This window comes from Sphingomonas sp. (assembly GCF_042096255.1).
Taxonomy (GTDB): Bacteria; Pseudomonadota; Alphaproteobacteria; order Sphingomonadales; family Sphingomonadaceae; genus Sphingomonas.
This window is the reverse complement of sequence record NZ_JBELLZ010000042.1, coordinates 1-21741: the sequence shown is the minus strand read 5'-3', so window position 1 is coordinate 21741 and position 21741 is coordinate 1. Positions and strand designations below refer to the sequence as shown.

Genomic DNA, 21741 nt, shown 5'->3' with positions numbered 1-21741 from the left:
CGAATGCTCCGTCAGAAGGTCGTGACACTAACGTCACGATCCTCCGCCTATCGCGCAACGCGCCCGATGGTTCCCCCCGTCCTTCAGCTGACGGCCTCGGGCTGGCGCACTGCCCGGGCGGTCAGCGCCAGGCTGTGCCGCCGCGCCGCCGGATCGAAGATCGAGCTGGCGACCATCACCTCGTCCACGCCCGTGCGTCGGACGAAGTCGGCCAGCCCGTCAGCGACGGTTTCGCGCGTGCCGATCGCTGAACAGCGCAATACCTGGCCGAGGATCGCATTGCCCTGCGTGCCCAGCGAAGCGCGATAGTCCGGTAAAGGTGGCGGCAGGCGTCCGGGCACGCCCGTGGTGCGCAGCCGCACGAACGACTGCGCCTGTGAGGAGGCGAGCAGCTCCGCCTCCTCTGCGGTGTCGGCGGCGAAGACGTTGAACCCCGCCATCGCATAGGGCTTGTCCAGCACCGCGGAGGGGCGGAAATCGCGTCGGTAGATGTCCAGCGCCTGATCGAGCGCGTCGGGCGCGAAGTGCGAGGCGAAGGCATAGGGCAGGCCGAGGATGGCGGCGAGCTGCGCGCCGAACAGGCTGGAGCCTAGGATCCACATCTCCGGCTTCGCGCCCGCGCCAGGCGTGGCGGTGATCCCGGTTCGCCCGTCATCGGCGAAATAGCTCTGCAGCTCGACCACGTCGTTGGGGAAGCCGTTGGGATCGCTGTCGAGCGTGCGGCGCAGCGCTCGGGCGACGCGCTGATCCGAACCCGGCGCGCGGCCAAGCCCCAGGTCGATGCGGCCGGGAAACAATGCGTCGAGCGTCCCGAACTGTTCGGCGATCTGGAGCGGCGCGCTGTTGGGCAGCATGATCCCGCCCGCGCCGACGCGGATGGTGCTGGTGGCCGCGCCGATATGCGCGATCACCACCGCGGTGGCGGCGGAGGCTATCCCGTCCATGCCATGGTGCTCGGCCACCCAATAACGCTGGTAGCCGAGCGTTTCGGCATGGCGGGCAAGGTCCGCGGCATTGGCCAGCGCCTGTGCAACGCTGCCGCCTTCGGTGACGGGGACGAGATCGAGGAAGGATAGCTTCATGCCCGCGAACATGGGGGGCATGCCGCCGCTCCGCCAAACAGGTCGGCTTGGCCGCGGCATGGCTTGGCTATCGTGCGCGGGCGACCTAGAGCGCGCGGCGATGCTGCCCGCGCTCGCCCATGTCGACACCTGGATCTTCGATCTCGATAACACGCTCTATCCGGCGCGGGCGGACCTGTTCGGCCATATCGATCGGCGGATGACGCAGTTCGTCGCCGAGTTGCTCGGGCTCGACCGCGAGGCTGCATGGCGGCTCCAGAAGGACTATTTCCTGGAGCATGGCACCACGCTCGCCGGGCTGATGGCGGAGCACCAGGTCGATCCGCACGCCTTCCTCGCCTATGTTCATGACATCGAGATGGATGCGCTGGAAGCGAATGCGCCGCTCGCCGCCGCGATCGCGCGGCTGCCGGGGCGCAAATTGGTCTTCACCAATGGCGACAAGCCCTATGCCTTGAAGGTGCTTGACCGGCTCGGGCTGGGCGAGAGCTTCGAGGCGGTCCACGACATCCATGCGATGGACCTGGTGCCCAAGCCCGATCCCAGCGCCTATGCCGGCCTCTGCCGCGCCTTTGACATCGCGCCAAGCCGTGCGCTGTTCGTCGAGGACATGGCGCGCAACCTGAAGCCCGCGAAGGCGATCGGCATGACCACCGTCTGGGTGGACAACGGCTCCGAGCAGCACCACGACGCCGACCGCACCTATGTGGACTTCGTCACCGACGACATCACCACCTGGCTAGAAACCGCCCTGGAGACTCGATGACCGACCTTGCTGCCACGATCGATGCCGCATGGGATGCGCGCGACACGCTGAACCTGACCACCACAGGTGCGGTACGCGACGCCGTGGAAGAGGCGCTGGCGCTGCTCGACAGCGGCGCGGCGCGGGTGGCGGAGCCGGACGAGACCGGCGGCTGGCGCGTCAACCAGTGGCTCAAGAAGGCGGTGCTGCTGAGCTTCCGGCTCAACGACAACGCGCTGGTCCCCGGCGGGCCGTGGTTCGACAAGGTGCCGACCAAGTTCGCCGGCTGGAACGAGCCCGAGTTTCGCGCCGCCGGCTTCCGTGCGGTGCCGGGCAGCATCGTCCGCCGCGGCGCGTTCGTCGGCAAGGGGGCGATCCTGATGCCGAGCTTCGTCAACATCGGCGCCTATGTCGGCGGAGGCACGATGGTGGACACCTGGGCGACGGTGGGCAGCTGCGCGCAGATCGGTCGCAACGTCCACCTCTCGGGTGGCGCGGGCATCGGCGGGGTGCTGGAGCCGCTCCAGGCCGATCCGGTGATCATCGGTGACGGCGCCTTCATCGGCGCCCGCTCCGAGGTGGCGGAGGGCGTGCGCGTCGGCGAGGGCGCGGTGCTGTCGATGGGCGTGTATCTCGGCGCCTCCACCAAGATCATCGACCGGGCGACCGGCGAGGTATTCCGCGGCGAGGTACCGCCCTATGCGGTGGTGGTGCCCGGCTCCACTGGTGGCGACCTCGGGCTCTATTGCGCGGTGATCGTCAAGCGGGTGGACGCGCAGACCCGATCGAAGACCAGCATCAACGAGCTGCTGCGGGACTGAACGGGTGCGGCTGCTGCTCGCCCTGCTGCTCGCCTTGGTGCCGGCGGCATCGGTCGCTGATGCGCCGCTGCCGGTCGCGCAGGCGCAGGTGCTCGAACGGCTGCCGCACGACGCGACCGCCTTCACGCAGGGGTTCTTCGTCGAGGGCGGTGCTTTCTACGAGAGCACCGGTCATGTCGGCCGCTCGTTCATCCGCAAGGTCGATCCGAAGACGGGCCGGGTGCTGCGCCAGGCCGCGGTGCCCGCGCCCTATTTCGGCGAGGGGATCGCGCAGGTGGGCGGCGAGATCCTAAGCCTTACCTGGCAGCACGGCACCGGCTTCCGCTGGCGCGCCGCCGATTTTCGGAAGGTGGGTGCGTTCCGCTATCAGGGTGAGGGCTGGGGGCTGGCCAGCGACGGCCCGCTGCTGGTCATGTCCGACGGCTCTGCGACGCTGCGGGTGCTCGATCCGAAGACGCTGGCGGTGAAGCGCACGATCGCCGTGACACTGCGCGGGGCGCCGCTGCGCGACCTCAACGAGATCGAGATCGTCGATGGCGAGATCCTCGCCAACGTGTGGCACGCCAATGCGATCGTTCGCATCGACCCCGCCTCCGGCCGGGTCACGGGGCTGATCGACCTGTCCGCTTTGGTCCGCGAGATCGCCGCGGCGGATGCGGAGGCGGTGCCCAACGGCATCGCCTGGGACCGCAAGGCGCGCCGGCTCTATGTGACGGGCAAGCTCTGGCCACGCGTGTTCCGCATCGCCTGGCCGCCTGCCGCCTGACCGGACCCTATCGACAGGCCAGCGCGCGCCGCCTATCGCCCCTCGCGAAAAGGGAGATGGGGAAACGATGACGACGAACGCCAGCCAGGTCCTCGACCGTGTCCTCGTGCTCGAAATGGTCCGCGTCACCGAGGCCGCGGCGATCGCCGCCTCCACCCTGGTCGGCCGCGGCGACGAAAAGGCGGCCGATGCCGCCGCCGTCGAGGCGATGCGCGCCGCTTTCAACGACCTCTACATGGACGGCACCGTGGTGATCGGCGAGGGCGAGCGCGACGAGGCGCCGATGCTCTACATCGGCGAGAAGGTCGGGCTGGGGAAGGGCCCCGAGATCGACATCGCGCTCGATCCGCTGGAGGGCACCACGATCTGCGCCAAGGCGGGGCCGAACAGCCTGGCGGTGCTGGCGATCGCCGAGAAGGGCTGCCTGCTCAACGCGCCGGACGTGTACATGGACAAGATCGCGGTCGGCCCGGGCTACCCCGCCGGCGTGATCGACCTCGATCGCTCGCCCACCGAGAACATCAAGGCGATCGCCGCGGCGAAGGGCTGCGCCCCGTCCGAGATCATCGCCTGCGTGCTCGATCGCCCGCGCCACGAGAAGCTGATCGCCGAACTGCGCCAGATCGGCTGCGGCGTGATGCTGATCGGCGACGGCGACGTTGCCGGCGTGATCGCCACCACCGATCCCGACACGACCATTGACGTCTATATGGGCACGGGTGGCGCGCCCGAGGGCGTATTGGCCAGCGCGGCGCTGCGCTGCGTCGGCGGCCAGTTCAAGGGCCGGCTCCTCTTCCGCAACGACGACGAGCGCGGCCGCGCGCGCAAATGGGGCATCACCGATCTCGACAAGCAGTATGACATCAGCGAGCTGGCGAGCGGCGACTGCATCTTCGCGGCGACCGGCGTCACCGACGGCTCGCTGCTCGACGGCGTCAAGCGGCGCGGTGACAAGATGACCACCGAGAGCGTGGTGATGCGCGCCTCGTCGGGCACCGTGCGCTGGGTGAAGGGGGAGCATCGCCTCGACCGTTGAGGCGGTCGTCAGCGGCCCCTGAGCCAGATCGCGACCGCCACCGCGATGCCGAGGCCAAGGCCGGCAAGAAAGCCGATCGTCGGCTGGCCGGTGGCGAGGCCGGCGACCGTGCCGCCGATCACGCCGATCGCGATCGGGAAGCCGCCGGCGGAGGGGGAGCGCGTGGACATGGCCGCGCTCCTGCCACGCGGCCGGGCAGGGTGGAACCCCCGTTTACCTTTCCCGCTCGCGGCTTGGCGACCTTTGCGCGCTAGGGCTGCGTGGCAATGACCTTTCTTGCCGACCACCGCCTGTTCGAAGATGCCGACGCGCTGATCGCCGCGCACGGCCCCGCCGCCAGCCTGGAGGCCGCCGCCCGCGCCGGGCGCAGCCGCGATCTGGGTAACGTCATCCATTTCTGTCGCTGGCGGACCATCGAGCGGCTGATCGTCGCGCTGACGGACGACAGCGTCGCGGGGACGCTCCACTAGAGGGTTTGTCCGGAAGGCCTTTCGGGTGCCCATGCGGGGTGACGCGCCCTCCGCGCCCCGCTATCCCGCGGCGCAAACCATTCCAGCACGAAGAGGCGCGCCCGCATGACCGATACCCGCACCGAAACCGACTCGATCGGCGCCATCGAGGTTCCCGCCGAGGCCTATTGGGCGGCGCAGACGCAGCGGTCGATCGAGAACTTCCCCTTTGGCTCCACCGAGCGGATGCCGCTCGGCATCGTTCATGCGCAGGCGATCGTGAAGCAGGCCGCGGCGCGGGTGAACCGCAAGCATGGCATGGCGGGCGAGATCGCCGATGCGATCGAGGCGGCGGCGACCGAGATCACCGACGGCAAGCTGGACGACCAGTTCCCGCTGGTGATCTGGCAGACGGGCAGCGGCACCCAGACCAACATGAACGTCAACGAGGTGATCGCCGGCCGCGCCAACGAGGTGCTGTCGGGCAAGCGTGGCGGCAAGAGCCCGGTGCACCCCAACGACCATGTCAACATGAGCCAGTCGTCCAACGACAGCTTCCCCACCGCGCTGCACGTCGCGGCGGTGCTGGCGGCGGAAAAGGCGCTGCTGCCCGCGCTCGACCAACTCACCGCCTCGCTCGCCGCCAAGGCGGAGGCGTGGAAGGATATCGTCAAGATCGGCCGCACCCACACCCAGGATGCGACGCCGCTGACGCTCGGGCAGGAATTCGGCGGCTATGCCGCGCAGCTCGCCAGCTGCAAGCACCGCATCCTCGGCGCGATGAACGGCAACCTTAGAAAGCTGGCGATCGGCGGCACCGCGGTCGGCACCGGGCTCAACGCGCCGGAGGGCTGGGCGGAGGACATGAGCGCGGCAATCAGCGACATCGCGGGTTCCGCATTCGAGCCTGCGCCCAACAAGTTCGAGCAGCTCGCCGCCAAGGACGGCCTGGTCTTCTTCTCGGGCGCGCTCAATACCTTGGCGGTGGCGCTCAACAAGATCGCCAACGACATCCGCTTCCTCGGCTCGGGCCCGCGTTCGGGACTGGGCGAGCTGTCGCTGCCCGCCAACGAGCCGGGCAGCTCGATCATGCCGGGCAAGGTGAATCCCACCCAGTGCGAGTCGCTGACGATGGTCGCCGCGCAGGTGATCGGCAACAACGTGGCGGTGACCACCGGCGGCATGCAGGGCCATTTCGAGCTCAACGTGTTCATGCCGCTGATCGGCGCCAACGTGCTGCGCTCGATCCACCTGCTCGCCACCGGCATGGTCAGCTTCGCCGAGCGCTGCGTCGACGGGATCGAGGCCAACGAGCGGCAGATCGCGGACCTGGTCGGCCGATCGCTGATGCTGGTCACCGCGCTCGCCCCGGCGATCGGCTATGACAATGCCGCCAAGATCGCCAAGAATGCGCACGAGAAGGGGCTGACGCTCAAGGAGAGCGGGCTGGCGCTGGGGCTGGTGGATGAGGCGACGTTCGACAAGTTCGTGCGGCCGGAGACGATGATCGGGTAGCTCGATCGGGGACATGAACGAACTCCGCTCGTCCTGAGGAGCGGCTGAGCGCACGCGAAGACGCGTCTCGAAGGACCCGGGCGAGGCGTGCTTCGAGACAGGCCTTCGCTGCGCTCAGTCCTTCCTCAGCATGAACGGGAACGGGGGCGGGAACCGCGCCCGCCCTCGCGCGCTTCCCTGTGCGAAGGAGCTTGCACATGGGAGCAACCACAATCGGCGCGCTGGTTGGCGGCGTGATCGACAGCATGAGCGGCGACGACGATTCGTCGGCTGACGGTGCGATCTACGGCGCGGTGGCCGCCAATGTTCTGAAGGTCGTGCTGCCGGTGGCGATCACCTATGCGGTCGGCTGGGCAGTATTGCGTGGCCTGGGCGAGCTCAAGGATGCCGCTTTCGGAGGAGATGAGTGATGTTGCGTAGCGTGATCGGCGCGCTGGTGGGCCGCGAGATCGATCGTCGCGATGGCCGCGGCGGCTTCAAGGGCGCGGTGCTCGGCACCCTCGCGGCGCGCGCCGCGACGCGGATGGGGCCGCTCGGCATGCTGCTGGGAGGGGCCTATGTCGCGAAGAAGGCGCATGATCGGCGGCGTGGGTCGCGGATTTGAGAGTGGTCTGACCGACTTAACTCACTACGTCCCGTTCGCCTGAGCGAAGTCGAAGGGCAAGCGTAGCGCCCGCCAGGTGTTTCGACTTCGCTCAGCACGAACGGGGTGGGTTTGCAGCGGTCCGCTAGGCCGCATCTTCCCTGAACGGCAGCACATAGCCCGCGAGCCGCTGCCGGATCAGCTTCTTGTCGATCTTGCCGGTGGCACCGAGCGGGATCTCGTCCACGAACAGCACGTCATCGGGCATCCACCAGCGCGCGATCTTGCCGTCCAGGAAGGCGGTAAGGTCCTCTCTGGTCGCACTCGCGCCGGGCGTCAGCTGGCAGAGCAGGATCGGCCTTTCGTCCCATTTCGGGTGCGCGACGCCGATCACCGCGGCGATGTGCACCGCGGAATGCGCGGTGGCGAGGTTCTCGATCTCGATCGAGCTGATCCACTCACCGCCGGACTTGACCACATCCTTGGCGCGGTCGGTGATCTGCATGTAGCCGTATTGGTCGAGCGTCGCGACGTCACCGGTGTCGAAGAAGCCGTCTTCGTCAAGGATGTCACCGCCCTCGCCGCCGAAATAGCCGCTGGTGATCGTCGGCCCCCGGATCAGCAGCCGGCCGGGTGTCTGGCCATCATGGGGCAGACGGGTGCCGGCATCGTCGACCAGCTTGAACTCCAGTCCCGCGACCAGCCGTCCCTGCTTGGTCTTGAAGCGCACCTGTTCGTCCGCGTCCATCGCCAGCACCTCGGGCGTCGGCGAGGAGATGGTGGCGAGCGGCGAGGTCTCCGTCATGCCCCAGCCCTGGACGACATCGACGCCGTATTCGGCAAAACCGCGCACCAGCGACTCGGGCACGGCCGAGCCGCCGATGGTGACGCGCTGGAGCGTTGAGAAACGCTGGCCGGTATCGCGCAGGTGCTGGAGCAGCCCCTGCCACACTGTCGGCACCGCGGCGGAGTAGGTGACGCCCTCGGCCTCAATCAGGTCGTAGATCGACTGGCCGTCCATGCGCGGGCCGGGGAGGACCAGCTTCGCCCCGACCATGGGGGCGGAATAGACCACGCCCCAGGCATTGGCGTGGTACATCGGCACCACCAGCAGCACCGTGTCGCGTGCGGACAGCGCCAGCGCATCGGCCTGGAGCGTCATCATCGCGTGCAGATAGTTCGACCGGTGCGAATAAAGCACGCCCTTCGGATTGCCGGTGGTGCCCGAGGTGTAGCAGAGTCCGCACGCCTCGTTCTCGTCGAAGCCACCCCAGGCAGTGTCCGCGTCGGTCCCTTCCAGCCAGGCATCGAAGGATAGCGCGGGATAGGATGTCGTCGGCTGGTCGCCGGCCGCGCAGAAGAAGATCACCCGTTCGATCGACGGCACCTGCGGCAGCAGCTCGGCGATCTGGTCGGCACGGCACGGATCGGCGAGCAGGATGCGGTCGCCGGCGTGGTTGGCGATATAGGCGATCTGCTCCCCGAACAGTCGCGGGTTGAGCGTGTGGAGCACCGCGCCGATCCCCGCGGCGCCATACCAGCTGGCGAGATGGCGGTCACCGTTCCAACCCATGGTGGCGACCCGGTCGCCCGGGCCAACGCCATCGCGCAGCAGCGCGGCGCTGATCCTTTTGGCGAGGCAGTGGACGGCGGCATAGTCGCTGCGGGTGATGCGTCCCGCGAGGTCGCGGGTCACGATCTCACGCGATCGATGCCAGCTCGCGGCGTGATCGAGGATGCGGTCCACCGTCAGCGGCACGTCCTGCATTAATCCACGCATTGGCTCTCCTTGGTGCAGCGCCGGCTGTGCCGGTCGGGGGCAATGTGCACCGTGGGAATCGGCAGGTAAACGGGTCGGATATTGCGTTGTGTTGCTGGCGACCGCGACCGATTGCGCTGTTCAATGTTACATCATAACGGCCCCTCCAAAGGGAGGACAATATGATGTATCGTACCGTGCTTCTGTCGACGGCGGCAGGGGCCGCCATCGGCCTGTCGCTGCCCGCCCAGGCGCAGACGCAGGCCCGACCGGGGGACACCCATCGCGCCGACGACATTGTCGTCACCGCTTCCACGCTGCGCCAGCGCGCCGACGAGACCGCGACCCCGGTGCTGACGCTGACCGGCGACGAGCTGGTCCACCGCCGCCAGGCGACGCTGGGCGAGACGCTGGCGGGGCAGCCGGGCGTGAACTTCGACAATTTCGGGGGTGGATCGAGCCGCCCCGTGATTCGCGGCCAGACCGCGCCACGGGTGCAGGTGCTGTCCGATGCGTCGGAGATTCAGGATGCCTCGCGCGTCTCGCCCGACCATGCCGTGGTCACCGAGCCGCTGTTGCTGCGCGGCATCGAGGTGCTTCGTGGTCCGGCGACCCTGCTGTACGGCGGCGGTGCGATCGGCGGGGCGGTCAACCTGCTCGATACGAAGATCCCCACCGCGATCCCCACCAACGGCATCGAGGGCGTCGCGGAAGGGCGACTGGGCACCGCGGACGACGAGCGCTCGGTGGTCGGCGGCGTCACCGTGGGCGTCGGCAATTTTGCGATCCATGCCGAGGGCGTGCATCGTTCCAGCGACGATTATCGCGTGCCCGATGCCTTCGGCGAGGACCGCGTCCATGGTTCGTACAACGACACCTCCACCGTTTCGGTCGGCGGCGCATGGGTGGGGGAGCGCGGCTATCTAGGCGTCGCCTATACCGAGCAGCACAGCGAATACGGCCTGCCCGGCCACAGCCACGACTACGAGGACTGCCACCCCCATGGCTCCAGCCTGCATTGTGGCGGGCACGATCATGATCATGACCACGAGCATGAACATGAACACGAGGAGGAGCATGAGGAGGTCCCCTATGTGAAGCTGCGCAGCGAGCGCTGGGACATCCGCAGCGATTACGAGGACCCGCTGCCCGGTTTCGAGCGGATGCGCTTCCGCCTGTCGTTCACCGATTACGTCCACCAGGAGATCGAGCACGAGGAGGTGGCGACCACCTTCCGCAACAAGGGGCGCGACCTCCGCTTCGAACTGGCGCACAAACCGCTGGGCGGATTGCGTGGCACCTTCGGCGTTCAGCATGCCGAGAGCGATTTCAGCGCGACCGGCCTGGAGGCCTATCTGCCGCAGAGCGAGACAAGCAACACCGCGCTGTTCCTGATGGAAACGCTGCAGGCGGGGCCGGTCCGCTTCGAACTGGCGGCGCGGCACGAATGGCAGCGCATCGGCAGCGTGCAGGGGCGGGTGGAGCATAATCCCTTCTCCGTCTCGGGCGCGGCGGTGTGGGAAGCCGAGAGCGGCTATTCGGTGGCGCTGTCGCTCGCCCGGTCGCAGCGCGCGCCGGCGGCGCAGGAGCTGTTCGCCCGCGGCGTCCACCTCGCCACCAACACCTATGAGATCGGCGACCTCGGCCTCGACAAGGAGACCGCGCACTCGATCGACGTGACGCTGCGCAAGTCCTCGGGCAACACGCACTTCACGCTGGGCGCCTATCACCAGGATTTCGACGGCTACATCTTCGCCGACACGCTGGACCGGTTCGAGGACTTCCGCCTGATCCGCTACACGCAGCGCGACGCCACCTTCACCGGCGTCGACGGCGAGATCCACCACAGCTTCAACGAAAACCTGGGACTGGCGGTGTTCGGTGACTATGTGCGCGCCAAGTTCAAGAACGACGGCGGCGACCTGCCGCGCATTCCCGCCGCCCGGCTGGGCGCGCGCGGCGACCTGCGGTTCGGCAACTTCAGCGCCGATGCGGAATATTTCCGCGCGTTCGAGCAGGATCGCATCGCCGACTATGAGACGCGGACGCCCGGTTATGACATGGTCAACGCGACGATCTCGTACCGGCTACCGATCGGCGAGCGCAGCGCCGAACTCTATGTGCGCGGCAGCAACCTGACCGATTCGCTGGCATACAACCACACCTCGTTCATCAAGAATGCGTCGCCCTTGCGCGGGCGTAACTTCGTGTTCGGGCTGCGCACCGTCTTCTGATGACGGCTGCGTCGGGACTGTTCCGGCATGTCGAGGCGCTCCAGGGGGACCGGCCCTGGGGCGCCTTCCTTGATGCGGGGACCGGCTCGGGTTCGATCCGCTGGCTCCAGACGCTCGCGACTGAGCGCTGGACCGCGGTGACCGGCGCGGAGGGGCATGCGCGGCAGGTGCGCGACTTGTCCGAGGCGAGGCGGCGGCCGGCCGACCGGATCGTGCTGGGCAATTGGGCGGACCCGGCGCTGCTCGCCGGCGAGACCTACGACACCGTGCTGGCCGATTATCTGCTCGGCGCGATCGACGGCTTCGCGCCATATTTCCAGGAGCGGCTTTTCGCGCGGCTGCTCCCGCTGACCGGGCGGCGGCTCTACGTAATCGGGCTCGACCCCTATGTTCCCGCCGACGAACCGGCCGATCCTGCAGCGCGCATCGTGTGGCGGATCGGGCGGCTGCGCGACTCGTGCCTGCTGCTCGCCGGGGAGCGGCCGTACCGCGAATGTCCGGCCGAGTGGGTGATCGACGCACTGCGCCGCTCGGGCTTCGCGCCGACCTCGGCAGAGCGCTTTCCGATCCGCTTCGGCGAACGCTTCGTCCGCGCGCAGATCGCGATGTGCACGCCGCGGCTCGCCCGGCTGGCGGACCGCGGGCTGGCGGCGGCGCTGGAGGCGCATGCGACGGCGTTGCAGGCGGAGGCGCTGGCGCTGATCGCGCGTGACGGTGGCCTGGCGACGGGGCACGATTACGTTATTGCCGCCGAACCGCGTTAGTTTCCAGTCGACTGACCGATAGCCGCCTCCCCGGCGAAGGCCGGGGCCCAGCATCGGAACGCTCGCCACTGGGCCCCGGCCTTCGCCGGGGAGGCGTTGCGCCCGTGCCGAAGCGGCCCTCAGCCGTTCGCCGTCTTCCACTCGCGCTTGATCTTCTTGGCGAGGCTCCATTTGTGGACCTCGGTGGGCCCGTCGTAAATGCGGAAGGCGCGGACCTCGCGGAACACCTGTTCGACGATCGTGTCGCCCGACACGCCGGTGCCGCCCATCACCTGGACGCAGCGGTCGGCGATGCGCATCAGCGCTTCCGACACCGCCACCTTGGCCATCGAGCTTTCGGCGGTGCCGAGCGCGCCGGTATCGAGCACGCCGGCGCACCAGTCGATCATCAGCTCGGCCTGCTTGAGGTCGATGAGGTTCTCGGCGAGCATGAAGCCGACGCCCTCATGGTCGACCAGCGGCTTGCCGAAGGCGTGGCGGCGATTCGCGTAATCCACCGCGATCTCGTGCGCGCGGGTGCAGGCGCCCAGCCAGCGCATGCAATGGGTGAGGCGGGCGGGGGCGAGGCGGACCTGAGCGAGCTGGAACCCCTCGCCGGGCGCGCCGAGCATCTGGTCGGCGGGCACGCGCAGCCCGTCGATGGCGACGATGGCGTGGCCGCCGGGCATCGAGCTGTCGATCGTGTCCAGAACGCGCTCGATGCGGATCGCGGGATCGGGCAGGTCGACGAGGAACAGGGTCGCGCCCTCGTCGGCCTTGGCCATGACGATGCCGACCTTAGCGCCTTCCGCGCCGGTGATGAACGCCTTGCGCCCGTCGATCCTCCATTGGTTGCCGTCGCGCGTGGCGGTGGTCTGGAGCATCGACGGGTCAGAGCCGGCGCCGCCCTCCGCGGCGGGTTCGGTCATGAAGAAGGCGCTGCGCGCCTCGCCGGCGATCAGGGGCGCGAGGAAACGCGCCTTCTGCTCGTCGCTGGCGCGCTGGCCGAGCAGGTACATGTTGCCCTCGTCCGGCGCGGCGACGTTGGTGGCGACCGGGCCGAGGGGGGACAGGCCGGCGGCGCGCAGGATGATCGCGACCTCGCGGTGGTGGAGGTGGGTGCCGTCTGCCAGGATGTGCGGCGTGAGGACGCCGGCGTCCTTCGCCCTTGCGCGCAGTTCGCGGACGAGATCCTCGGAGGGGCCGTGCGCGCCGCAGCGCGGATCGCGCTCATAGGGGGCGACGACCTCGCGGACGAAGGCTTCGACCCTGGCGGCGATGGTGGCGGCGTCTGACATGGTCTCTCCTCTTCTCACCTCAGTTGAGGAGCGAGGCGGAGAGCGCAACCCTGTTCCTCCCCACGCAGTGGGGAGGGGAACCAGCGAAGCTGGTGGAGGCGCGGTGCGGCTGGGTGCGGCACCTGGGGCGGACGCCCCTCCGTTACGCTGCGCGCTGCCACCTCCCCGTGAACGGGGAGGATCAGGCTTTCGGGCAGTTCGCCTCCAGCTCCGCCAGCCACGCCGCGGCGGTGCCGTCGGAAGGCGCGCGCCAGTCGCCGCGGGGGCTCAGCGCACCGCCGGCGGAGACTTTCGGCCCGTTGGGCAGCGCCGAGCGCTTGAACTGGCTCGTCTGGAAGAAGCGCACCAGGAAACGCTCCAGCCAGTGGCGGATCGTCGGCAGGTCGTAGGCGACCCTTTTCGCTTCCGGGTAACCCTGCGGCCACGCGCCCGCCGCGGCGTCCTGCCAGGCATGCCAGGCGAGGAAGGCGATCTTGGATGGCGCCAACCCGTGGCGGATCACGTAATGCGCAAAGAAGTCGTTGAGCGGGTAGGGGCCGATCTTGGCCTCGGTGCTCTGCATCGCGCCGGTCTCGTCGGCGGGGACCAGTTCGGGGCTGATCTCCTGGGCGAGGATCGCGTCGAGCACGCGGTTGGTCTCGGCGTCATATTGCCCGGTGTCGATGCACCAGCGGATCAGGAATTGGATCAGCGTCTTGGGCACGCCGGCGTTGACGCCGTAATGGCTCATCTGGTCGCCGACGCCATAGGTGCACCAGCCCAGCGCCAGTTCGGAAAGATCGCCGGTGCCGACCACCATGCCGGCGCGCTGGTTGGCGAGGCGGAAGAGGTAGTCGGTGCGCAACCCCGCCTGCACGTTCTCGAAGGTGATGTCGTACACCGGCTCGCCGCCGGCGAAGGGATGGCCGAGGTCGCCGAGCATCTGGCGCGCGGCGGGCTTGATGTCGATCTCCTCCGCGGTGATGCCCAGCGCGCGCATCAGCGCCCAGGCATTGCCCTTGCTCTCCGTGCCGGTGGCGAAGCCGGGCATGGTGATGCCGAGAATGTCGGCGCGGTCGCGGCCGATCCGGTCCACCGCCTTGGCCGCGACGAGCAGCGCATGAGTGGAATCGAGCCCGCCCGAGATGCCGATCACCAGCCGCTGCGCCCCTGCGGCGACGAAGCGCTTGGCCAGCCCCTCGACCTGGATGTTGAACGCCTCGTAGCAATCCTCGTCGCGCTTGGCGGGATCGTTGGGAACGAAGGGAAAGCGGCGGATCGCGCGGGACAGGCCGGTGTCGGCGAAATCGGGCTGGTGGTCGAAGGCGATCCGGCGGAAGCGGGTCTCCGGCCGGCCGGCGAAGATGGCGGCGTCGCCGAAGGTGCCGGTGCGCAGCCGCTCCTGGATCAGCCGTTCGCAGTCGACATCCGCGACGACCAGCTCGGGATCGTGCATGAAGCGCGTCGACTGGGCGAGCAGCTCGCCCAGTTCGTGCACGCTGCCCTGGCCGTCCCAGGCGAGATCGGTGGTGCTCTCCCCCGGCCCGGCGGCGGAATAGACATAGGCACACACCGCGCGGGCCGACTGCGAGGCGGACAGCATCATCCGCTCGCGCGACTTGCCGATCACCACATTGGACGCGGACAGGTTGCAGCAGACCAAGGCCCCCGCCAGCGCGCCGGTAGTGGAGGGCGGGGTGGGGGACCAGTAATCCTCGCAGATCTCCGCATGGAACACGAAGTGCGGCAGGTCCGTGGCGGCGAACAGAAGGTCCGGGCCGAAGGGCACGCTCTCGCCGTTCAGCTCGATGGTGAGGCCGGTGAGCCCCGCGCCGCTCGCGAACCAGCGCTTCTCATAATATTCGCGGTAGTTGGGCAGGAAGATCTTGGGCACCACGCCCAGCACCCGCCCGCGCGCGATCGCCAGCGCGCAATTGAACAGTCGCCCCTCACGCACCAGCGCGGCGCCGACCAGCAGCACCGGGCGCAACGCCTCGCTCGCCGCGCGGACCTGCTCGATCGCCGCCAGCGTCGCGCGCTGCATCGCCGCCTGCATGTGCAGGTCATCGATGGCGTAGGAGGTGAGGTTGAGTTCGGGATAGACGACGAGGTCCACTGCCCTGCCGTCCGCCTGCTGCGCCAGCGCGATCGCGGCGGCGGCATTGGCGGCGGGGTCGCCGACGGTGGCGACCGGGGTGGCGGCGGCGACGCGGAGCATGCCGTGCGCGTGGATCGAGCGGAAGCGGGTCATGGTGAGGCAAGCGGTTACGCCGATGATGCGTTCCGCGCTACAGGGGCGTCATGCTCCGCACCTGCCTTGCCGCCGCCTTCGCCCTCAGCCTTGCCACTCCCACCCTCGCGCAGGCGCCGGACACGTCCGTGCAGGTCGCCTCTCCAGACGGACGGATCACGGTGACGGTGCGCACCGATGGAGACGGGCGCGCGCTCTATGCGGTGCGGCGCGACGGCAAGGCGGTGATCGCCGCCAGCGGGCTGGGGTTCCTGTTCACCGACGCGCCCAAGATCGAGAAGCGCCTTGCGATCACCGGCACCGCACGCGGCACGCACGACGAGACCTGGACCCAGCCCTGGGGCGAATGGTCCAGCATCCGCGACCATCACAACGAGCTCACCGTCCGCCTGCGCGAGACCACGCATCTGCGCCGCGAGATGGCGGTGACCTTCCGTGTCTTCGACGAGGGCGTCGGTTTTCGATACACCCTGCCGGCACAGGAGAAGTTGAAGCAGGCCAACATCGCCGGCGAACTGACGCAATTCGCCTTTGCCGAGGGCGGCACCGCCTGGTGGAAGCCCGCCTATCTGTGGAACCGCGAGGAATATCTTTACAACCGCACGCCGCTCGACGCGGTCGGCACCGCGCAGACCGTGATGACGGTGAGGCTGGCCGGCGGCACGCACGTCGCGCTGCACGAGGCGGCGCTGGTCGACTATGCCGCGATGAACCTGCGGCGGACCATTGGCACCACCTTCGCCGCGGACCTGACGCCGGGGGCGGGCGGACCGGCGGTGTCGCGCGCGGCGGGCTTCTCGACGCCGTGGCGCACGATCGCCATCGCCGACGACGCGCCCGGCCTGTATGCGGCGAGCCGGATCGGGCTGAACCTCAACGCGCCCAACCGTTTGGGCGATGTCTCCTGGGTGAAGCCGGGCAAGTTCGTCGGCATCTGGTGGAAGATGATCCGCGGGCCCTGGACCTGGGAGCGCGGGCCCAATCACGGCGCCACCACCGCCAACGTGAAGAGCTATATCGACTTCGCCGCCGCCAACCGCATCCCCGGCGTGCTGGTGGAGGGGTGGAACGTCGGCTGGGATGGCGACTGGGGCGGCGGCCGCGCGATGAAGTTCGACACGCCGACCGAGGATTTCGACGCGGCGGCGCTCCAGCGTTACGCCGAGGCCAAGGGCGTTCACCTGATCGGCCACCACGAGACCGCCGGCGGCGTCGCCAGTTATGAGGCGCAGCTGGAGCGGGCGTTCGCTTACGCCGAGGCGCACGGCATCCCTGCGGTGAAGACCGGCTATGTCGCCGACGCGGGCCAGATCGAGCGGATCGACGCGGATGGCATCGCCCGGCGCGAGTGGCATGAGGGGCAGTGGATGGTGAACCACCACGCCCGCGTGGTCGAGACCGCCGCGCGTCACCGCGTCGGCATCGACGCGCACGAGCCGGTCAAGGACACCGGCCTGCGCCGCACCTGGCCCAACATGCTGACGCGCGAGGGCGGGCGCGGCATGGAATATATGAGCTGGCAGGACAAGAACCCGCCCGAGCATGAGGCGAACCTGGTCTTCACCCAATTGCTCGGCGGGCCGATGGACATCACGCCCGGCATCCTCAGCCTCAAGGGATCGAACGACAGCGCGATCCCCTCCACAGTGGCCAAGCAGCTGGCGCTCTACGTGGCGATCTACTCTCCCGTGGTGATGGCGGCGGATACGCCCGAGACCTATGCGGCGCTGCCCGGCCCGCTGAAGTTCATCCGCGACGTGCCGACCGACTGGTCCGACACCCGCGTGCTGAACGGTGAGGTCGGCGACTATGCGACGGTGGCGCGCAAGGCCAAGGGCTCGAACGACTGGTATTTGGGCGCGATCGGCGACGAGCAGGCGCGGGTGCTTCCCGTAAAACTCGACTTTCTCGATTCCGGCCGTAGCTACACCGCCGAGATCTATCGCGATGCCGACAACACCGACTATCGCACCGAGACGCGACACCGGTTCATGATCGAGAAGCGCACGGTCCGGCGCGGCGACACGATGTTGCTGCGGCTGGCGCCCGGCGGCGGGCAGGCGATCCGCTTCGCGGCGGGAACACGCTGACGCGCGGAGCGCTTGTCCGCTCCGAGCAGGAGGCGCCCATGGGCAAGAACAAGAAGGCGAAGAAACTGGCCAAGGCCGAACACAAGGCGAGCGCCAAGGCGGCGAAGCACCGCGATGACCCGCTGATCGCGATTCCCGGGATCGTTAGCGAGATCGCCGACCAGCCCCCGCTCGCAGTGGTGGCGGGCGGCTCGCTGGTGCTCGGGCTCGTGCTCCGCCAGCCGGCGCTGGCGCGGGCGGGCGCGCGCATGCTCGCCGCGCACGCGATCGCGACCGGGCTCAAGACCGTGCTGAAGGGCAGCGTCGACCGCACCCGCCCGGCGCGCGCGCTGGAGGATGGCAAGCACAAGCTGAAGGACGGCCATGGGACCGCCGATCCGTCGCTCAACTCCTTCCCATCGGGCCATACCGCCGGCGCGGTCGCCGCGGCGGAGGCGGTGGCGGCGGAAATGCCCGCCGCGGCGCTCCCCGCCCGCCTCGCCGCGGGCGCGGTCGGCGCGGTGCAACTGCCGCGCGGCAAGCACTACATCAGCGACGTCGCCGCCGGCGCCGCGATCGGCTGGCTCAGCGAACGCATCGCCGACGCCGCGCTGGATGCGGGCGAGCGCCTGCTGGAACGCCGCCGCGCGCGCCGCTCGGAGGCATCGGCGCTGGTGGAGGTTGAGGCGCATCCGAGCTGAAGATCATTTGGCGTTGATGGTGATGTTCTTGCCCCCGTCGCTGGTCCGCGACACTGGCGTGCCGCGCATCACTGTGTCGACGACCTGCTCGGGTCTCGGCAGGCGATCGAACTCCGGAAAGTGCGAGGTGCTGCCATCGAGGTCGTTGAAGGAGACCGCAAAGCCCGGCTTTCTGTCGACCAGAAGCGACGTGAGCGAGGGGGAGACGACCACGATCCGCCCAGCATCGCCGAGTGCAAGCAGATAGCCTTCTTGGCCGGTGCGCCGGTACACGCCGAACATGGATGTTGGCGGCGTCGCATCGCGGCAGAGCGGCGCCTCGGCCGGTTCATCCTTCGTCTTGGCGGCCTCTTCTGCGAGGGCACTGGCCAATGCGCCAGCCATTAGCCCCTGCATCATGTCGGGTTTGCGCTGCTTGGCCTTGGCGAAGCGCAGCGGCTCGGGGCAGGGTTCGACAGATGTCGCCGCCGCGTCAGTCGAGGCAGGCCAATCAATTGCTGCGAGAACGGCAGTAAGCCTGGCATCTATCGATGCGCCTTCGGCAGGGCCGGAAACCCGCACCGCGACCAGCCATTCACCAATCGGGACGATCGCAACGGCTGTCCCGCGATAAGCAGCTGAAGATGCGGTGAAGGCTTGGCGCATCGCGCTTGCTGTCGTGCGACCGGGCAGCGCGAACACGCTCTCCGACGTGAGCGGAGAAACACTGCCGAACGCCTTGTTCTGTTCCAAAGCGGTGCGCGCACGATCGAACCACAGGGCTACGCCACCACCAGCCGGCCTGAACACGAATATGGTCAGGATCGTGCCGTCCTGCGTTGAGCGGAACTGAGCGGCAACGTCGAGCTCGTCCGCGGTGGAGTCGCTGATCCCGGTGCGGACGAACTCGGCAATCCTCGGTCGCAGGATCAGCCCACTGCGAGCATGCTGCCAGCCCTTCTCCAACGGTATGTCAAGGTCGCGTGCGTCTGCGGACACCGTCAACGCCAGCGCCGCCAGCCCCATCATCCACCGCATCGTCATCCTCCCCCACACCGGCGAGGGAGGCTAGCGACATTCAGCGGCGGATCAATCCGCTCAGGCCACCGCCGCCTTCAGCTTCTCCACCAGGTCGGTCGCTTCCCAGGTGAAGTGGGTCCCGTCCGCATCGCGGCCGAAATGGCCGTAAGCGGCGGTGCGCGAGTAGATCGGGGCGTTGAGCTTCAGGTGCTCGCGGATGCCCTTCGGGGTCAGGCGGACGAGCTGCGGCAGCACCGCCTCCAGCTTCGCCTCCTCGACGGTGCCGGTGCCGTGCGTGTCGACATAGACGCTCAGCGGCTCGGCGATGCCGATCGCATAGGAGAGCTGGATGGTGACGCGGCGGGCGAGGCCGGCGGCGACCACGTTCTTGGCGAGATAGCGCGCGACATAAGCCGCCGAGCGGTCGACCTTGGTCGGGTCCTTGCCGCTGAACGCGCCGCCGCCGTGCGGCGCCGCGCCGCCATAGGTGTCGACGATGATCTTGCGGCCGGTGAGGCCCGCGTCGCCGTCCGGCCCGCCGATCTCGAACGCGCCCGTCGGGTTGATGTACACCTTGGTCTCGTCGGTGACGAAGCCGGCGGGCAGCACGTCCTTCATCACGCCGAGCACATAGTCGCGCAACTCGCCGTACTTCGCGGCATCGGCATGCTCGCCCTTCTCGCAATAGCCGCGCTTGTGCTGGGTGGAGACGACCAGCGCGGTGGCGCGCACCGGCTTCTCATTCTCATAGGCGAGCGTGACCTGGCTCTTCGCGTCGGGCTCCAGGAAGGGCGCGGCGCCCGAATGGCGGTCCGCCGCCAGTCGCTCCAAGATCTTGTGGCTGTAATAGAGGGTGGCGGGCATCAGACCCGGGGTCTCGTCGGTGGCATAGCCGAACATGATGCCCTGGTCGCCGGCGCCCTCGTCCTTGTTGCCGGCCTCGTCAACGCCCATCGCGATCTCGGCAGACTGGCCGTGGAGGTTGTTCGAGAAATCGAACGTCTGCCAGTGAAAGCCGTCCTGCTCATAGCCGATGCGCTTCACCGTCGCGCGCGCCGCCGCTTCGATCTCGTCGAGCACGCCCGGCGCCCATTCGCCATTCTCGTAAATGCCGCGGCCGCGAATCTCGCCGGCGAGCACCACCTTGTTGGTCGTCGTCATCGTCTCGCAGGCGACGCGCGCCTGAGGATCCTTGGCAAGGAACAGGTCGACGATCGCGTCGGAAATCTGGTCCGCGACCTTGTCGGGATGGCCTTCGGAGACCGATTCGGAAGTGAACAGGAACGACTGGCGCATCGGAGCTCCGGTGAGATAACGATATAAGGAAAGCTTTATATCTACCTGCGTCGGCGCCGCAACGCAATGCCGGCGACGAACAGCGCGGCGGCGACCAGCGCAGCGGCGAGATTGCCGAGCCGCGAGAAGAGGGTCGGTGGCAGCGGCGGGAGCAGGGTCACCTCGATCCGCCCGGCACGCTCGTGCGGGATGGTGGCGAGCAGCGCGCCATCCGCCGCGATCACCGCGGAAATGCCGGTGGGGGTGGCGCGCACGATCGGCAGGCCTTCCTCGATCGCGCGCATCCGCGCTTGCGCCAGATGCTGGGGCGGGCCCCATTTGCCGAACCAGGCATCGTTGGAGGGATTGAAGAGCAGCCGCGGCCGCTCGGGCCCGATCACCTGGCCGGAAAAGATGATCTCGTAGCAGACCTGCACGCCGATGCTGCCGAAGCCGGTCAGGTCCAGCGCACGCGGGCCGGGGCCGGCGAGCGCGTCGATGTTGCCGGGCAGGATCTTGTCGAGCCCCAGCGGCTTCAGGAGCCAGGGCATCGGCAGATATTCGCCATAGGGAACGAGGTGCGCCTTGTCGTAGCGCGCGGTGATCCGCGCCTGCGGGTTCAGCGCGAACACCGAATTTGCGGCGCTGACTGCATTGCCCGCATCGTTGAACTGGAGTGCGGTGCCCCCCGCCAGCAGCATGTCGCGCGGGCCCAGCGTCGCGGCCATCCGGCGGCGGATCGCATAGGGATCGTCCCCGCCATAGGCGTAGTCGGGATAGCCCTCCTCGATGAACTGCCGCACCACGCCTTCGGGCCAGGTCACCAGCCGCGGGTAGGGGCGGGGGCCTCCGGACAGGCGGATCAGCCGCGCGAGCATCGCCTCCGCGTCCACCTCGCCGGTGGCGTCCTGCGCGATGTTGGGCTGGACGACGGCGATCCGCGGAGCATCGGCGGGCACCGCCGCGGGCGTGGCGGGCTCGCGATAGCTGATCGCCTGCGCCCCGCCCAGCAGCACAAAGCCCCCCGCTGCGGCGATCACCGGCACCGGCCGGCGGGGCACCAGCAGCAGCAGGCCGGCGAGCAGCACGGTCAGGCCGGACAGCGCATAGGTGCCCATGTAGGCGGCGAGCGCGGCGACCGGCTGCACCGGCACCCAGATCACGCCGATCGGGTCCCAAGCATAGCCGGTGAACACCACGCTGCGCAGCCACTCGCTGACGATCCATGCCGCTCCGAAGATGAAGGCGAACGCCGCGTCCGGCCGCCGTCGGCGGAAGCGCCAAGCGACCCCCGCCGCCAGTGCCGGATAGACCGCCAGGTACAGCGCCAGCGCCAGCGGCGCGGCATAGCCGAGCGCGGGCGGCATTTTGTCCTGGAAGTCGAAGGCGTGCTGGAACCAATTGTCGTTGATGGTGAAATGGCCGACGCCGAACAG

20 protein-coding genes are annotated in these 21741 nt (G+C 68.7%); 12 read left to right on the top strand and 8 right to left on the bottom strand.

All coding sequences use genetic code 11. The features are described from left to right. Positions 1–83 precede the first annotated feature (83 nt). A complete protein-coding gene (locus tag ACFDTH_RS09640) occupies positions 84–1103 on the bottom strand; it encodes an LLM class flavin-dependent oxidoreductase (RefSeq protein ID WP_375287308.1) in 1020 nt (339 codons plus the stop codon). Positions 1104–1182: 79 nt separating this feature from the next. Between ACFDTH_RS09640 and ACFDTH_RS09635 the strand changes: the two genes are divergently transcribed. From ACFDTH_RS09635 to glpX, 4 genes are all read left to right on the top strand, one after another. After that, positions 1183–1848, top strand: coding sequence for a pyrimidine 5'-nucleotidase (locus tag ACFDTH_RS09635; protein WP_375287316.1), 666 nt, complete (start codon positions 1183–1185; stop codon positions 1846–1848). Beyond that, positions 1845–2648, top strand: coding sequence for a 2,3,4,5-tetrahydropyridine-2,6-dicarboxylate N-succinyltransferase (gene dapD / locus ACFDTH_RS09630; protein ID WP_375287307.1), 804 nt, complete (start codon positions 1845–1847; stop codon positions 2646–2648). The genes ACFDTH_RS09635 and dapD overlap by 4 nt, the downstream gene beginning before the upstream one ends. Positions 2649–2652: 4 nt before the next feature. Further along, positions 2653–3414 carry a glutaminyl-peptide cyclotransferase gene (locus ACFDTH_RS09625; RefSeq protein ID WP_375287306.1) on the top strand — a complete coding sequence of 254 codons (762 nt, stop codon included), beginning with the start codon at positions 2653–2655 and terminating at the stop codon, positions 3412–3414. 67 nt (positions 3415–3481) lie between these two features. Next, positions 3482–4450, top strand: a complete 969-nt coding sequence (gene glpX, locus ACFDTH_RS09620; RefSeq protein ID WP_375287305.1) for a class II fructose-bisphosphatase — start codon at positions 3482–3484, stop codon at positions 4448–4450. A gap of 8 nt (positions 4451–4458) precedes the next feature. On the opposite strand, the gene ACFDTH_RS09615 is transcribed toward glpX, so the two are convergent. Then, a complete protein-coding gene (locus ACFDTH_RS09615; RefSeq protein WP_375287304.1) occupies positions 4459–4620 on the bottom strand; it encodes a hypothetical protein in 162 nt (53 codons plus the stop codon). Between the two features lie 96 nt (positions 4621–4716). On the opposite strand from ACFDTH_RS09615, the gene ACFDTH_RS09610 reads away from it, so the two are divergent. From ACFDTH_RS09610 to ACFDTH_RS09595, 4 genes are all read left to right on the top strand, one after another. Then, the gene (locus ACFDTH_RS09610; protein ID WP_375287303.1) at positions 4717–4920 is read left to right on the top strand and encodes a hypothetical protein; all 204 of its coding nucleotides are present in this window, start codon (positions 4717–4719) and stop codon (positions 4918–4920) included. Between the two features lie 105 nt (positions 4921–5025). After that, entirely contained in the window at positions 5026–6414 is a 1389-nt protein-coding gene (fumC, locus tag ACFDTH_RS09605; protein WP_375287302.1) for a class II fumarate hydratase, read from the top strand. A 197-nt stretch (positions 6415–6611) separates the two neighbouring features. Continuing rightward, positions 6612–6824, top strand: a complete 213-nt coding sequence (locus tag ACFDTH_RS09600; protein WP_375287301.1) for a hypothetical protein — start codon at positions 6612–6614, stop codon at positions 6822–6824. Then, positions 6824–7018, top strand: coding sequence for a hypothetical protein (locus tag ACFDTH_RS09595; RefSeq protein WP_375287300.1), 195 nt, complete (start codon positions 6824–6826; stop codon positions 7016–7018). Before ACFDTH_RS09600 ends, ACFDTH_RS09595 begins: the two co-directional genes overlap by 1 nt. A 124-nt stretch (positions 7019–7142) precedes the next feature. Here the strand turns inward: ACFDTH_RS09595 and ACFDTH_RS09590 are convergent, their stop codons facing one another. Continuing rightward, positions 7143–8777 carry a long-chain-fatty-acid--CoA ligase gene (locus tag ACFDTH_RS09590; protein ID WP_375287299.1) on the bottom strand — a complete coding sequence of 545 codons (1635 nt, stop codon included), beginning with the start codon at positions 8775–8777 and terminating at the stop codon, positions 7143–7145. Positions 8778–8938: 161 nt separating this feature from the next. Here ACFDTH_RS09590 and ACFDTH_RS09585 point away from each other — a divergent pair, with 161 nt between their 5' ends. Both ACFDTH_RS09585 and ACFDTH_RS09580 read left to right on the top strand, forming a co-directional pair. Then, positions 8939–10990, top strand: coding sequence for a TonB-dependent receptor domain-containing protein (locus ACFDTH_RS09585; protein WP_375287298.1), 2052 nt, complete (start codon positions 8939–8941; stop codon positions 10988–10990). Further along, positions 10990–11754: a hypothetical protein gene (locus ACFDTH_RS09580; RefSeq protein WP_375287297.1), complete on the top strand. Its 765-nt coding sequence runs from the start codon at positions 10990–10992 to the stop codon at positions 11752–11754. Before ACFDTH_RS09585 ends, ACFDTH_RS09580 begins: the two co-directional genes overlap by 1 nt. A 119-nt stretch (positions 11755–11873) precedes the next feature. Here the strand turns inward: ACFDTH_RS09580 and ACFDTH_RS09575 are convergent, their stop codons facing one another. Then, positions 11874–13031, bottom strand: a complete 1158-nt coding sequence (locus tag ACFDTH_RS09575; RefSeq protein WP_375287296.1) for an acyl-CoA dehydrogenase family protein — start codon at positions 13029–13031, stop codon at positions 11874–11876. A 181-nt stretch (positions 13032–13212) separates the two neighbouring features. Then, on the bottom strand, positions 13213–15261 hold the full coding sequence (locus tag ACFDTH_RS09570) for an NAD(+) synthase (protein WP_375287295.1): 2049 nt from the start codon (positions 15259–15261) through the stop codon (positions 13213–13215). A gap of 50 nt (positions 15262–15311) precedes the next feature. On the opposite strand from ACFDTH_RS09570, the gene ACFDTH_RS09565 reads away from it, so the two are divergent. Together ACFDTH_RS09565 and ACFDTH_RS09560 are read left to right on the top strand one after the other, a co-directional pair. After that, entirely contained in the window at positions 15312–17351 is a 2040-nt protein-coding gene (locus tag ACFDTH_RS09565) for a glycoside hydrolase family 97 protein (protein WP_375287294.1), read from the top strand. A 38-nt stretch (positions 17352–17389) separates the two neighbouring features. Further along, a complete protein-coding gene (locus tag ACFDTH_RS09560; protein WP_375287293.1) occupies positions 17390–18031 on the top strand; it encodes a phosphatase PAP2 family protein in 642 nt (213 codons plus the stop codon). 3 nt (positions 18032–18034) lie between these two features. Here ACFDTH_RS09560 and ACFDTH_RS09555 read toward each other — a convergent pair whose 3' ends face one another. The 3 genes from ACFDTH_RS09555 to lnt all read right to left on the bottom strand — a co-directional run. Further along, positions 18035–19048 (bottom strand): hypothetical protein, encoded by a 1014-nt coding sequence (locus ACFDTH_RS09555; protein ID WP_375287292.1) that lies wholly within the window; start codon positions 19046–19048, stop codon positions 18035–18037. A gap of 60 nt (positions 19049–19108) precedes the next feature. Further along, positions 19109–20326 carry a methionine adenosyltransferase gene (metK, locus tag ACFDTH_RS09550; protein WP_375287291.1) on the bottom strand — a complete coding sequence of 406 codons (1218 nt, stop codon included), beginning with the start codon at positions 20324–20326 and terminating at the stop codon, positions 19109–19111. A 41-nt stretch (positions 20327–20367) separates the two neighbouring features. Continuing rightward, positions 20368–21741 (bottom strand): apolipoprotein N-acyltransferase (gene lnt / locus ACFDTH_RS09545; protein ID WP_375287290.1); only part of this gene is annotated, 1374 nt, incomplete at its 5' end.

Coding starts and splice junctions, on each gene's coding strand:
- ACFDTH_RS09615 (WP_375287304.1), bottom strand. CDS start 4,620: ATGTCCACGCGCTCCCCCTCCGCCGGCGGCTTCCCGATCGCGATCGGC.
- dapD (WP_375287307.1), top strand. CDS start 1,845: ATGACCGACCTTGCTGCCACGATCGATGCCGCATGGGATGCGCGCGAC.
- ACFDTH_RS09610 (WP_375287303.1), top strand. CDS start 4,717: ATGACCTTTCTTGCCGACCACCGCCTGTTCGAAGATGCCGACGCGCTG.
- glpX (WP_375287305.1), top strand. CDS start 3,482: ATGACGACGAACGCCAGCCAGGTCCTCGACCGTGTCCTCGTGCTCGAA.
- ACFDTH_RS09570 (WP_375287295.1), bottom strand. CDS start 15,261: ATGACCCGCTTCCGCTCGATCCACGCGCACGGCATGCTCCGCGTCGCC.
- ACFDTH_RS09575 (WP_375287296.1), bottom strand. CDS start 13,031: ATGTCAGACGCCGCCACCATCGCCGCCAGGGTCGAAGCCTTCGTCCGC.
- ACFDTH_RS09640 (WP_375287308.1), bottom strand. CDS start 1,103: ATGCCCCCCATGTTCGCGGGCATGAAGCTATCCTTCCTCGATCTCGTC.
- ACFDTH_RS09585 (WP_375287298.1), top strand. CDS start 8,939: ATGATGTATCGTACCGTGCTTCTGTCGACGGCGGCAGGGGCCGCCATC.
- ACFDTH_RS09565 (WP_375287294.1), top strand. CDS start 15,312: ATGCTCCGCACCTGCCTTGCCGCCGCCTTCGCCCTCAGCCTTGCCACT.
- fumC (WP_375287302.1), top strand. CDS start 5,026: ATGACCGATACCCGCACCGAAACCGACTCGATCGGCGCCATCGAGGTT.
- ACFDTH_RS09555 (WP_375287292.1), bottom strand. CDS start 19,048: ATGCGGTGGATGATGGGGCTGGCGGCGCTGGCGTTGACGGTGTCCGCA.
- ACFDTH_RS09600 (WP_375287301.1), top strand. CDS start 6,612: ATGGGAGCAACCACAATCGGCGCGCTGGTTGGCGGCGTGATCGACAGC.
- ACFDTH_RS09595 (WP_375287300.1), top strand. CDS start 6,824: ATGTTGCGTAGCGTGATCGGCGCGCTGGTGGGCCGCGAGATCGATCGT.
- ACFDTH_RS09580 (WP_375287297.1), top strand. CDS start 10,990: ATGACGGCTGCGTCGGGACTGTTCCGGCATGTCGAGGCGCTCCAGGGG.
- metK (WP_375287291.1), bottom strand. CDS start 20,326: ATGCGCCAGTCGTTCCTGTTCACTTCCGAATCGGTCTCCGAAGGCCAT.
- ACFDTH_RS09560 (WP_375287293.1), top strand. CDS start 17,390: ATGGGCAAGAACAAGAAGGCGAAGAAACTGGCCAAGGCCGAACACAAG.
- ACFDTH_RS09635 (WP_375287316.1), top strand. CDS start 1,183: ATGCTGCCCGCGCTCGCCCATGTCGACACCTGGATCTTCGATCTCGAT.
- ACFDTH_RS09590 (WP_375287299.1), bottom strand. CDS start 8,777: ATGCGTGGATTAATGCAGGACGTGCCGCTGACGGTGGACCGCATCCTC.